Raw genomic sequence first — 12,927 nt, forward strand, 5'->3', positions numbered from 1 at the left:
TTTTAATAAAAAATTTCAAGGAGGCAGAAATGATAAATCCTATACAGCAAGGCTACGTGGCAAGCTCCACATTAAACACAGTTCAAACAAATAAAGAAACTAAAACAAACGATACTCAAAAAACAGAGAATGATAAAGCTGCGAAAATTGCAGAACAAATTAAAAATGGCACTTATAAAATTGATACGAGAGCCACTGCTTCTGCTATAGCTGATTCTTTAATTTAAAGATAATTTTCTCTCTTTTTTTGAGTAAAAAAAGGAGAGAAAAAATGCTTAAAAAACATCTTGATGAAGTTAATGCTATTTTAGAAAAATTAATAGCATTAACCCAAGAAGATATAGAAAATATAAAAGTTGCAAAACATGATACTGTTGCACCTAGTGTTGAAGAAAAAAATAAATTAATTTCTGAATTTACAACAGCTAAAAAACAACTCGATGCTGCTTTAGTAGCTTTGAACAATAGCTCCACCAAAGGACTTAGTGAATTACTTGATGAAGAGGATAAAGAAAAATTAGATTTATTGAAAAAAAATCTTCAAACTCTTCATTCTGCTAACAAAGAATATGCCAAATTTGTACTTATTATTAAAGATTTTTTTGATGGTTTAGTTAATAAGATGTTTAATCTCAATGATGGAACAAATAATGCTTATGGTGATAAAAAGACTACTCCAGAGTCAATTTTTAAGATTAATGTATAAGGAATAAGAATATGGGTATTTTTGGAACTTTATATACGGGAGTTACAGGCTTAAAAGCAAGCGAAGTACAAATTGCAACCACCAGTAATAATATTTCTAATGCAAATGCAACTTTTTATACTCGACAAAGAGTTGTGCAAACAACCAATGGTTACGTTTCATCTAATGGAGTTCAAGTAGGAACAGGTACAGCCATCGAAAGTATTGTTCGTTTGCACGATGAATATTCTTATTTTAAACTAAAGGGAGCTTCAACTCAATTAGAATACACTAAATATATGGCTTCAACCTTGCAAGAAATTTCTGAACGTTTTCCAGATTTGCAAAATACAGGGATTTTACAGGATTTAGAAAATTACAATAAAGCATGGAATGATTTTGCATCCAATCCTAATGAAAATGCTACAAAAATAGCCCTTGTGAAAGCTTCTCAAACATTAACAGAAAGTATTAACAATACTTTTTCAACCTTAGATAAAATTCAAAAGAAAATCAACAACGATATTAAATCAACTGTGGAAGAAATTAATAGAATTGGCGAAGAAATCGCGACAATTAATAAACAAATTTATGGTCAAGAAGCTCTTCCAACAGAACACGCAAACGAATTAAGAGATAGAAGAGATGAGCTAGAACTTACTCTTTCAAAGCTTGTAAGTGCAGTGGCTAGTAAAAATGAAATCAATCAAGATAATCGTTTAGATACAACCATAACCGATCCAGGACATCAATATAATCTTAGTATTGAAGGTTTTAGCATAGTAGATGGGATCAATTTTCATCCGCTAAAACTCGATTATGATGATAAAAATAAATCTTATAGTATTTATTATGAAACTGCAGATGAAAAAGTAAGAGACCTAACTGGTAAAATTTCAGGAGGGCAATTAGGTGCTCAGCTTGATTTACGCGGTAGAAATTATGATAAAAGTAAAGGAAAATATAGCGACGGGATTATACAAGGTTATATGGATTCTTTAGACACTTTTTCTAAAACAATGATCAATGAAACCAATAATCTTTACGCTAGTTCTGCAAAAAGTCCAGTAACTTCTGATTATCTTCCGGGGCTTCAAGGCAATATTCCTTTGATGAATTATGATAGAACTATACAACCAGGAAGTTTTGATATCGTTCTTTATGATGAAAAAGGAGATAAAAAAGTTACTAAAACTATTAATATCGATGTTAATACCACCATGGATGATATCGTACGCCAAATCAAAGCTAATACAGACGATAATAACAACAAAGATCCAAATGATGATGTTGATGATTTAATTAATGTAAGTTTTAGCTACGATCCAACCTCTAATGATGGCTTATTTCAACTTACTGCAAAATCAGGATATAAGATAGCCATAGAAGATAAAGGAACAAATTTTGCAGGTGCTTTTAGCATAGGAGGGTTTTTTAGTGGAAATAGTGCAAGTGATATTAAAGTAAAAGATTCTATTTTAAGCGATCCAAGCACAGTAAGAGCTAGTCTAAATGGGGTTGATAGCGGTAATGATATGGCAAATAAAATCATACAACTTCAATATGATAAGGTTAATTTTTACAATGAAGATGGAACCATTGACCATCTTACCATGGAAGAATATTATCGTAAATTTACAGGAAAAATAGGCTCTGATGGGGAAAATAATAATGTAGTTAATGCTAGCAATCAAACCTTTTACAATTCTGTATATAGCGAGTATCAATCTAAAAGTGGAGTTAATACCAATGAAGAACTTGCAGCCTTAATACAATGGCAATCAAGCTATGGCGCCTCTGCTAAAATTGTTACTACCATTGATCAAATGCTAGATACTTTACTAGGAATTAAATCATAATCCTAGTAAAATGTCTGAGATATTAAAAACCAAGCTAGATACTTTAGTAAAATTAAAAAATACCAATAAAGCTTTATTTGAAAACCCAGATCCTTTGCAAGTTGCTAAAATTTACAAAGATGAATTTATTGCTTTGCTTTGTGCTTTATTTGCCTATGGTAATGCAAAAAATATAGTTAATTTTTTAAATAAGCTGGATTTTTCTTTACTCGATTCAAGTGAAAAACAAATTCAAAAAAATCTAAAAGGAATAAAATACCGCTTTCAAAATGAAAGAGATATTTTAGAAATTTTTATTACCCTTTCAAGGCTTAAAAATGAAATTTCTTTAAATGAATTTTTTACTAAAGCTTACCAAAAAAGACAAAATACTACAGACGCTATCCTTGCTTTCATGAAAAAAATTCAAAAAATAAATTCTTATTCTAGTTATGGATATGATTTTTTCTTTGGAAAAATTTGGCAAAATATACCAAAATCACCGCTTAAAAGATATCATATGTACTTTAGGTGGATGGTTAGAAAAGATGAGCTTGATCTTGGAATTTTTACTAATATACACACAAAAGATCTTTTGATTCCTCTTGATACCCATCTTTTTAAAATTTCCTTGACTTTAGGACTTTTAAAGCGTAAAATATATGATTATAAAAGTGTGTTAGAGCTTACCAAGAAGTTAAAAGAATTTGATGCAAATGATCCTGTTAAATATGACTTTGCACTTTATCGCTTAGGACAAAGCAAGGAGATTGATACATGGGCTTTGAACATTTAGATACAATTTATTATATTATATTATTTTTTGCAGCACTTTTTGCAGGTTTTATAGACTCAATAGTTGGTGGAGGTGGACTTATAACCTTGCCAGCATTAATAGCTTGCGGGATTCCTGCACATTTATCTATCGCAACTAATAAAGTTCAGAGCGTATGTGGAGCTTTTACTGCAACAATTACTTATTTTAAATCCACAACTTTACCTTATCTAGCTTGGGGGATATTTTTCACTGCGGTGGGTGCTATTATAGGAAGCTATAGTGTACTTTTTGTAAAGGATGAAAATTTAAAAATCATTATTCTAATCTGTTTAACTTTAACTTTTTTATATACAGCTTTACGCCCAAATTTAGGAAAATATGAAAACAATCCAAAGATTAAAAATATTAAAATTTTTTATCTTATTTGTGGTTTAACTTTAGGTTTTTATGATGGTTTTTTAGGCTCTGGAACCGGATCTTTTTGGATATTTGCTTGTGTAACCTTACTTGGCTTTAATATGAAAAAAGCAAGTATGAATACAAAAATTTTAAATTTTACAAGCAATATTATCGCTTTAATTATTTTTTTATGGCAGTATGAAGTTTTATGGAAAGTGGGATTAATCATGGCCGTTGGACAAATTTTAGGAGCTTTTTTGGGTTCTAAACTTGTATTAAAAAGTAATGGAAAATTTATTAAAAGCTTATTTTTAATCGTAGTAGGTATAACCATCATCAAAGTTGCTTGGGATTATTTTTCTTAAATTTCAAATTTATTTGAAAAATACAAAAATATCTTTCAAAAATAATTAAATTCAGTACTTAGATGAAAAATTATGCTTTTTTATTTTTAAATTCTTTTTTTATCCTTCTTATCTCAAACCACAATTTGATATATCCACCCCTATACCAATTATTATTAGCTTTTATTAAAGCTTGTCCTAATTTATAAGATAAATGTTCTTTAAATTTTAAAGCCTCATTATAATCAGCATAAGATTCTAAAGGAGGTAATTTTAAAGAAGGATCTTTTTTTATTTTTTCTTGATAAATTTTTTGTTCTTGTTTGTGTTTATCTTTTATATAAGATAAAACATAAGGCATTCTTATATAACCTAGTATGCTTTTTGAATTTTCTATCATAGCTTGACCTAGTTTATAGGAAAGTTGGTTTTGAATTCTTGCTTTAGCTGAATTAGCTTGAGAATTTGATAATTGAATCTTTAAAGTATTGATTTGATTTTGCAAGACTTGTAGTTTAATAGGATCTTTTCTTTGGTTATATTGCTCGATAATAATTTTATAGTCTTTTAAATATTCGCAAAGGTGTGTAAAATCATATTCTTTTGAAATTTCAAAATTTAAATCGTCTGGAATTTTTATTTCTTCTAGCGTTTCATTTTTTGGCATAAGTAAGAAACCTATGATTCCTGCTTGTTTTCCTTCTTCAAATATTCTATCATAAAAGACATTATATTTAGGTTTCTTCACATCATCATCCAAACGATTATGAATTTTTATATCTTGATTTGTAGTAAAGTTATATTCTAATGCAATGATTGCTTGATGATTATATACAGGTATTAGGACTTTTTGTTTTTTATTTTCAAAAATACAATAAGAAAGAAGATTTTCCGGAGTAAAACTATTGTTCCAAAAGTGAACAGCTAGAATTTTCATATCGCAATATTTTGCAGGTAAAATTAACTTAAGCTCCTTCTTATTCTCTAATTTATAAATATTTTCTTTACAAAGAAAGGATCTGATTTTTACAAAATCTTTATTGTTTTTTACATCTATAATTTCATCTAAATCTAAAGTTTGAAAAGATGGAATGTTAAGATTTTTAATTTTTTTTGGTTTTTTAAAAAAGTCAAAATTTTCACAGATTTTACAAGCTAATGTAGAGGTGATAAATATTGGAGGATGAACAGGATTAATTATATTAGCATAAAAATCTAGGATAGATTCTTTTGAAAGAAAATTAAAGACATCAATAAAATTAAATCCATATTTCTCGCTTTGAATTTTGTGAAAAGAAGTATATGTATATCCTCCATGATGAATTCCATGCAGCCATTGAACAATTAAAACTTTCTTTTGCAAGCTATTTAAAATTTTATAAATACAACTAAATACAGGTAGATTTATTTGCGCTATATCTTTATTTTTACGAAAAGCTGTCTCATCTAAAGAAAAGATTATTAAATCAGCTTCTTCGATATATTTTTTTGTTTTTTGTCGAAAAAGATAATAAATATGCCCTAAAGGGTCTATAGAGGCTAATCCAAAACTTTTAACATTTGCACCAAATTTCCTAAAACCTTCTGTAAAGGGATCATTCCATCTTGATTCGCAAGATCCAAGTAAAACAATTTTCATAAATCAAAAGCCTTTTTTATCATTGTTTCTATAGTTTTAAAATCTTCAAAATTTTCAGGCATTATAAAATTCATGTCTAATTCTTGTTCATAAAAATCTTCTATTTGAGTTACTAATTTCATAATATCTAAACTATCTATTAAACCATTGGTGACTAAACTTTTAGAATTTTCATCAATATCTTCTCTTCCAATTTCTTTAAAAAATTGTTTAATTTCTTCCATTTTTTCTCCTTAAAGTTCTTTATAATAACCCTATCAATCTTACCATTTTGATTAAGTTTAAAACTATCTATTCTTTTAAAATGTTTAGGTATCATATAAAGAGGTAATTTATCTTTTAAAAGAAACATTCTAAAATCAATTTCTTCTTTACTCTCATAAAAACAAATAATCTCTTCTTTAAAAACACAAGTAGAGTTTCTTACTTTATCATGGGAATTAATAATATTTTCTATTTCTCCTAGTTCAATTCTATGACCCATGTATTTAATCTGATTATCAGCTCTTCCATAGCATAACAATTCTTCAAATTCATTATAAGCAACAATATCTCCTGTCTTATAGAGTAAATCTAAATAATTATCATGTAAAGGATTTTGTATAAAAGCTTTATTTGTTTTTTCTTTATCATTGTAATATCCTAAGGATAAAGAAGTTCCTCTTATATATAATTCTCCTTTTTTACCTATTTCTTTAGTACTTATATAATTCATATTTTCATCAAAGACTAGAAGTTCTGTATTTTTACAAGCTTTACCAATTGGTAAGAGTTCATCATCTTTAAAAGGGCGATTGATGATGTAAAAACAAGCAATAATTGTGATTTCAGTAGGACCATAAAGATTAGCAAATAAACTTTGAGGTAAATGTTTTCTCCAGATATTAAGTTGCTTATTGGGCATAATTTCACCTGCAAAGAGTATTTTTTTGAGAAAATTTAGAGGATATTTTTTTAAACCTTTCTCATTTGCAAAATAAATCAATACTGAAGGCACCCAAAATATCGTACTTACTTTTTCTTGTTCTAAGCATTGTAATACTTTAGCAGGAAAAGCAAAGATATGATTAGGGATAATATGTAAAGTTGCACCCTTAAATACGGTTACCATAATATCAGAGACTGAAACATCAAAATAAAATTGAACTTGATTGGCTAAAATTTCATTCTCATCAAAATCAAAAGTTTCACACACCCAAAACGTATAATCAATCACACTCTTATGAGCTATACTTACTCCTTTAGGAATTCCTGTACTCCCACTTGTAAAAAGTACATAAAGTAAATTAGTATCAATGTGTGTTTCTTTGGCTTTAGTGATTAAATTTTCATCTGTATTAAAACTTTTAAAATCTTGTGTATATAAAGTAGGTAAATTTAAATCTAAATTTAAATCTTTAGAAGTGATTAGAAGTTTTGGTTTTAAAACTTCTATAACTTTTTCTATTCTTTCTTTAGGACTTTTTTCATCTAAGAGTGTATAAAAGTTTCCACTTAAAGCTACACCAAAAAAAGAAATCAAACAATCAATTCCTTTGGGTAAGATAATAAGAATGGCTTTTTGTAAAGGTAAAGTATCATTATTTAATTTTCTTAGAATTTCACTGGCAACTTTTCTAGAATAAAGATCAAATTCTTTATAAGTGATTTCTTTTCTTTCTTTAGCAAAAGGTTCAACAAAGGCTATTTTTTCACTAAAATTTTCAACGCTTTTTTCTAGAAAGTTGTAGATGTGGGTGAGCATGCAAAAAAGCCTTTATAATAAAATCAAAAGATGATTATACCCCCCCCCAGTTAATATAGGCTTAAAAAATTTTATTTTTTAAATAAAATTATTCTAAGAATAAAAATTTTATTTAAATCAATTTTAGTAAATTGATGTTTTTTGTAAAAATATAAAAATATTTTTCTAAAATAATATTTTTAGAAATACTTGAAATTTATTTTTTTGATATAAAAAATTTATACTTTATCTATTTTTAAATTCTTTTTTTATCCTTCTTATCTCAAACCACAATTTGATATACCCCCCCCCATACCAATCATTATTAGCTTTTATTAAAGCTTTTCCAAGCTTATAGGTGAAAGATTCTTTTTCTTTTAAAGCTTCTTGATAGTCAGGATAAGATTTTAAACGAGGTGGCTTTAAAGAAGGATTTTTTTCAATCTTTTTTTTGATAGATTTTTTGTTGTAGTTTATGGTTTAAAAATGTGGATATTAAGTAAAATGGCATTGATAGTATTTTTGAAAAAGAAGCGGAGCGCATGATCATTGTTTGGCCTAGTTTATAAGAAAGTTGGTTTTGAATTCTTTGTTTAGCTGTGCCGTATTTGCAAAAAAAATTTATATTATCATCTATAAGTTCAGATATGAATTTTATGTTTGAATTTACGTCATTTGAAAAATCAAATAATTTTTTAAAGCAAAGATATATTTTTTCTTGTCTATTTTCTTTTGAAAAACGGACTACTTCAAATCTTAAATATTCAATTGCTTTAATAAGAGTTTGTTTTAATAGATTTTTATGTTTAAGATTAGTTTTTTCTAAATAATCGAGAATGATAAAAGCTGCTAGGAAATGGTGACTTTTTCTGCGATACAAGGTATTTTCAGATTCATTTTTGTGATTCATATTGCTACCTTTTCTTATGCGATAGTAATATAATTTTTCTGTAAGTATATAGATATTATTACATTGAGCGAATAACAATATTCCAAAAGGAAAATCTTCTATATAGGTCATTTGATCTATAAATTTAAGTTTAATATTTTTTAGAAAATTAAAATCAACCATACCTTGCCAACCAAACCATAAACCCTTAAAACCTATTTTGAGAATATTTTTAAAAAAATCTTCCACACTTACTTTTTGATTTTCTTTATATTGATACTCTTCAATAGAGCTTTTAAAAAAGGGATTATAGAGGATATCATCTTCATAAATTTCTTTCCAGTTAAACCAAACCACTTCAACCCCATCCATCCTAAGAACACATTCTTCTATACAGTTTAACTCCCAATAATCATCACTATCTAAAAAGATAATATAATCTATATTTGGAGTTTGAAAATTTAAAAGTTCATTTTCATTTTTAAAGAATTTAGAACTTTTATAGACTTTATATATTTCATTATTACCTTCTATGCTAAATTCTATTAAAGAATTTTCTTTGATATCACTAGTGATATTTTTAAGTTCATATTCTTTACTGAAATATTCTATACCTAAATTTCTTGCTGAAGGAAGACCTTGATTTTTTCTATCAAATAAAATAAACCTTTCATCTTTTAAGGTGTATTCTTTAGCAATGTTTAATGAATTTTCATCAGTACTTCCATCATTGACTAAAACAACTTGTAAATTTTTATAAGTTTGATTAATAACACTATCTAAACACTCTCTTAAATAATCTTGTACATTATATATTGGTATAACTACGCCGACTGTTTTATCTTCTTTCATGTTTTACCTCAATATAAAATCATTTAATTTAGATAATTTATTTTAAAATTATATTTTTTGTTATAATTTTAAAAAAGCTTATTTTATCAAAAAAATAATTCAAAATTTAAAAAAGTGAGAAATATGTCAAAACTTTATTTAATGTCTTTAGGTTGTAATAAAAATTTAGTCGATAGCGAGATTATGCTAGGGCGTCTTAGTGCTTATGAATTGTGTGATGATCCAAGTATAGCGGATGTTTTGATCATCAATACTTGTGGTTTTATAGAAAGTGCTAAAAAAGAAAGCATCAATGCGATTTTAAATTTACATGAGCAAAGAAAAAAAGATTCACTTTTAGTGGTTACGGGCTGTTTGATGCAGCGTTATCAAGAAGAATTAATGAAGGAATTACCTGAAGTCGATCTTTTTACTGGTGTGGCTGATTATGAAAGAATCGATGAAATGATACTAAAAAAAACTAATTTATTTTCCTCTTCAACTTATTTGCAAAATGAAAATACAAAAAGAGTGATTACAGGTTCTAATTTTCATGCTTTTATAAAAATTTCAGAAGGATGTAATCAAAAATGTTCATTTTGTGCTATACCGAGTTTTAAGGGTAAGTTAAAATCAAGAGAAATTTCAAGTATTGTTGCTGAAGTTAAGGATTTGGTGCAAAAAGGTTATAAAGATTTTTCATTTATTGCACAAGATACAAGTTCTTATTTATTTGATAAAGGTGAAAAAGATGGACTTATACGCTTAATTAATGAGGTGGAAAAAATAGAAGGTATAAAAGCAGCTAGAATTTTATATCTTTATCCAACAAGTGCAAGCGAAGCTTTGATTAAGCGTATTATAGCTTCTAAAATTTTTGTGAATTATTTTGATATGCCTTTGCAGCATATTAGCGATTCTATGCTTAAAATTATGAAACGCGGAGCGGGGCAAAAAAAACTTAAAGAAATGCTTACTTTAATGAAAAATGTACCCGATAGCTTTTTACGTACCGGTTTTATTGTGGGGCATCCAGGAGAAAGTGAAGTGGATTTTGAGGAGCTTTGTGATTTTATCCAAAATTTTGGTTTTGATAGGGTAAGTGTTTTTGCTTATTCTAAGGAAGAAGATACAGTAGCTTTTAATATGGAACAAATTCCTTTTAAAACAATCAATACTCGTCTTAAAAAAATCGAAAAAATCATTGATAATGTTTTAGAGAAAAGTTTTGAAAAAGAAGTGGGTAAAAAGCGTTTAGTAGTTTGCACTGGGGAAAGTAGCGAAGGAGCTTTTTTCATCGCGGGAAAAGACTTAAGATGGGATAGAGAAATTGATGGAGAAATTCTTATTAATGAAAGCGAATGTGGTGATTTGGAAATGGGGCAAATTTATGAGTGTGAAATCACCCAAAGTTTAGATAAAAAATTAATCGCTAAGGCTTTAAGAAAAATCGATGCAGATTAAGCATGAAATTTTAGAATTATTAAAAAAGGGTAAAAATTTACTCGCTTTTTCTTATGGGAGTGATTCAAGTGCGCTTTTTTATTTTTTAATGCAAAAAAATATTTCATTTGATTTAGCTTTAATTAATTATAAAACTAGAACAAATAGCGACAAAGAAGAAAGTAAAGCCAAAGAACTTGCCTTAAAATTTCAAAAACAAATTTTTATAAAAACTGCTCCCAAATTTAAAGGCAATTTTGAAAAAGAAGCTAGGAATTTTCGTTATGATTTTTTTCATCAAATTTGCCTTGAAAATTCTTATGATCATCTTATTTTAGCTCATCATCTTAATGATCAATTTGAATGGTTTTTGATGCAGCTTTCTCGTGGAGCGGGTTTGGTAGAAATCTTAGGAATGAATGAAATTGAAAAACATGAAAATTATGATATTGTAAGACCTTTGCTTTTTGTAAGCAAAAATGAAATTTTAAATTTTTTAAAAGAGAATAAAATCTTTTATTTTAATGATGAAAGCAATGATGATATAAAATATTTTAGAAATTTCATAAGACAAGAATTTTCTAATTCTTTTGTCGAAAAATTTTCTAAAGGTTTGAAAAGAAGTTTTGATTATTTGCGAAAAGACCAACAAAAAATTTATGATTTTAAGAAGATTCAAAATTTTAAAGGGATTTTAATTTGTCCCAAAGAAGAAAGTATGATCGCCAAAGCATTAAAAATTCAAGGAGTTGTCCCAAGTGCCAAACAAAGAGAGCAAATGCTAAAAAGTGATTGTGTTATAAGTGGAAAAATAGGCATAGCTTATAAAAATGATAAAGCTTTTATCTTTCCTTATGAAGTTTGTGAAAAATTGCCTAAAAAATTTAAAGAAGAGTGTAGAAAAGCTCAAATACCAAAATCATTAAGAGCTTATTTTTATAATCACAATATCGAAATTTTAAGCTTTAAGTTTTAAAATTTTTTGATAACTTAAATGAGTTAAGAAAATTACAAAAAACACTTGAAAAAAAAGTCCTAAAAATGGCACTGAAGAAAGTATATAAAAACATAAGGTACTGAATTTAAATTCAAAAGGAGAAAATTTAGAATTAAAACTTTTAAAATTTTGTTGATCTAAAACCGAGCTTGTTACATCTAAAATTAATAATTTATGAAAAAGATAATAAAAAATAAAATAATAAATAAAAAGATTTACAAAAGGCAAAAATAAAGCCAAAGTGCAAAGTATAAAAAATAAGATAAATTTTATAAATATTTTAAAAATTTCAAAAAATACTCTAAGAGAGCCAACTTCTTCTTTAGAGCTATAATGATAGTATTTTTTATTAATTTCTTTCACGATAAAAGGGGTTAAAAAAGAGGTAATAAAAAGAGCAAGAAAAACAGAAGTGAAAACGACAATAAAGCCTGAAAACAAAAAGCTAATCATAGTAACTAATATTTGGACTATATGAAAAGCATAAAACCAAGCCCAAAAAGAATCCTCATTAACACTAAATAAAGTATGAAAATAATTAGTCAAAAAAGAAAAACCAAAGATTCCTAAAATACTCATAAATAAAAGACTGCAAGCAAAGGGAATTAGAGAGAATTTTAAAAATTTAAGAGAGAAGAAATCTTGTAAAGAGAGTTTTAAAATTTGCATGGAATAACTTTTTTATATTCTTCTTCAAGATGATTATAAATTTTTTCATAATCTATTTCTGTTTTTAAAATTTCATTTAAAATTTCATTGTCTTCTTTACCATTCCAATTTTTTATATAAGTACCATTTTTATAACCATGATCCTGTCTGAAAGCATTAAGAACATTTTTTCCTATATAAATTTGGTAGAGGCTATTTAAATTAAGACCGCATTTAATTGCTAAGGTAAAATAAACAGATAATAATTCACCTAAATCAAGATCAAAGCCACTACATTTATGTATGATAAGTTCTATATCGTTTAAAATGCCATAAATTTCGCTTTGATTTTCACTCGGCTTATCCTCTTCTTTGCAAAAATCTTGAAATACACTCACAGAGGCTATTTCCGTAGCAAAAAGATGAAAATCTTGTTTTTTATTTTCAAGGAGCAAACTCAAAATAAAATGCCAAATATCAACAATTTCTATGCGTACATTTTCCCAATTTGTTGCTTCTGAAATATTTTTCCAATGCTTCCAAGCAAAAGAATCAATAAGTTCAGCACATTCCATATAAATACAACGTCTCCAGCTAATTAGTTTTCCTTCTTTGGTATAGCCTTCTTTCCAACCAATACCATTAGTTTCATCATTTAATTTTTGTTGGAGTTTGAGCATATTTTCTATAATTTGCACATTTTGCATATTTAG

General features: G+C 27.1%; 11 protein-coding genes and 2 pseudogenes. 7 read left to right on the forward strand and 6 right to left on the reverse strand.

What is annotated here, in order from left to right; genetic code table 11:
• Window positions 1–29: 29 nt before the first annotated feature.
• The 5 genes from ACD570_RS02530 to ACD570_RS02550 are packed head-to-tail and all read left to right on the forward strand — an operon-like array spanning window position 30 to window position 4,065.
• Window positions 30–227 (forward strand): flagellar biosynthesis anti-sigma factor FlgM, encoded by a 198-nt coding sequence (locus ACD570_RS02530; protein ID WP_200283579.1) that lies wholly within the window; start codon window positions 30–32, stop codon window positions 225–227.
• 44 nt (window positions 228–271) lie between these two features.
• Window positions 272–706, forward strand: coding sequence for a flagellar protein FlgN (locus ACD570_RS02535; RefSeq protein WP_200283576.1), 435 nt, complete (start codon window positions 272–274; stop codon window positions 704–706).
• An 11-nt stretch (window positions 707–717) separates the two neighbouring features.
• Window positions 718–2,544 carry a flagellar hook-associated protein FlgK gene (gene flgK / locus ACD570_RS02540; protein ID WP_239820081.1) on the forward strand — a complete coding sequence of 609 codons (1,827 nt, stop codon included), beginning with the start codon at window positions 718–720 and terminating at the stop codon, window positions 2,542–2,544.
• A 10-nt stretch (window positions 2,545–2,554) separates the two neighbouring features.
• Window positions 2,555–3,319, forward strand: a complete 765-nt coding sequence (locus ACD570_RS02545; protein ID WP_337197573.1) for a TIGR02757 family protein — start codon at window positions 2,555–2,557, stop codon at window positions 3,317–3,319.
• Entirely contained in the window at window positions 3,301–4,065 is a 765-nt protein-coding gene (locus tag ACD570_RS02550; protein WP_337202488.1) for a TSUP family transporter, read from the forward strand. Before ACD570_RS02545 ends, ACD570_RS02550 begins: the two co-directional genes overlap by 19 nt.
• 70 nt (window positions 4,066–4,135) lie before the next feature.
• Here the strand turns inward: ACD570_RS02550 and ACD570_RS02555 are convergent, their stop codons facing one another.
• The 4 genes and pseudogenes from ACD570_RS02555 to ACD570_RS02570 all read right to left on the reverse strand — a co-directional run.
• On the reverse strand, window positions 4,136–5,683 hold the full coding sequence (locus tag ACD570_RS02555) for a hypothetical protein (protein WP_417904357.1): 1,548 nt from the start codon (window positions 5,681–5,683) through the stop codon (window positions 4,136–4,138).
• Entirely contained in the window at window positions 5,680–5,907 is a 228-nt protein-coding gene (locus tag ACD570_RS02560; RefSeq protein ID WP_417904155.1) for an acyl carrier protein, read from the reverse strand. The genes ACD570_RS02555 and ACD570_RS02560 overlap by 4 nt, the downstream gene beginning before the upstream one ends.
• A gap of 17 nt (window positions 5,908–5,924) precedes the next feature.
• A pseudogene (locus tag ACD570_RS02565) lies at window positions 5,925–7,427 on the reverse strand (AMP-binding protein); the annotation flags it as partial.
• A 906-nt stretch (window positions 7,428–8,333) separates the two neighbouring features.
• Window positions 8,334–9,147, reverse strand: a pseudogene (locus ACD570_RS02570) (glycosyltransferase family 2 protein); the annotation flags it as partial.
• A 123-nt stretch (window positions 9,148–9,270) separates the two neighbouring features.
• On the opposite strand from ACD570_RS02570, the gene rimO reads away from it, so the two are divergent.
• A complete protein-coding gene (gene rimO, locus ACD570_RS02575) occupies window positions 9,271–10,590 on the forward strand; it encodes a 30S ribosomal protein S12 methylthiotransferase RimO (protein WP_417904358.1) in 1,320 nt (439 codons plus the stop codon).
• The gene (tilS, locus tag ACD570_RS02580) at window positions 10,580–11,545 is read left to right on the forward strand and encodes a tRNA lysidine(34) synthetase TilS (RefSeq protein WP_337205189.1); all 966 of its coding nucleotides are present in this window, start codon (window positions 10,580–10,582) and stop codon (window positions 11,543–11,545) included. The genes rimO and tilS overlap by 11 nt, the downstream gene beginning before the upstream one ends.
• Here tilS and ACD570_RS02585 read toward each other — a convergent pair.
• Window positions 11,528–12,235, reverse strand: coding sequence for an EI24 domain-containing protein (locus ACD570_RS02585; protein WP_337205188.1), 708 nt, complete (start codon window positions 12,233–12,235; stop codon window positions 11,528–11,530). The two genes, tilS and ACD570_RS02585, sit on opposite strands and share 18 nt — an antisense overlap.
• On the reverse strand, window positions 12,223–12,921 hold the full coding sequence (locus ACD570_RS02590; RefSeq protein WP_337202505.1) for a dUTP diphosphatase: 699 nt from the start codon (window positions 12,919–12,921) through the stop codon (window positions 12,223–12,225). The genes ACD570_RS02585 and ACD570_RS02590 overlap by 13 nt, the downstream gene beginning before the upstream one ends.
• Window positions 12,922–12,927: the final 6 nt, after the last annotated feature.

Source organism: Campylobacter sp. LH-2024 (assembly GCF_048270605.1).
GTDB lineage: Bacteria > Campylobacterota > Campylobacteria > Campylobacterales > Campylobacteraceae > Campylobacter_D > Campylobacter_D molothri.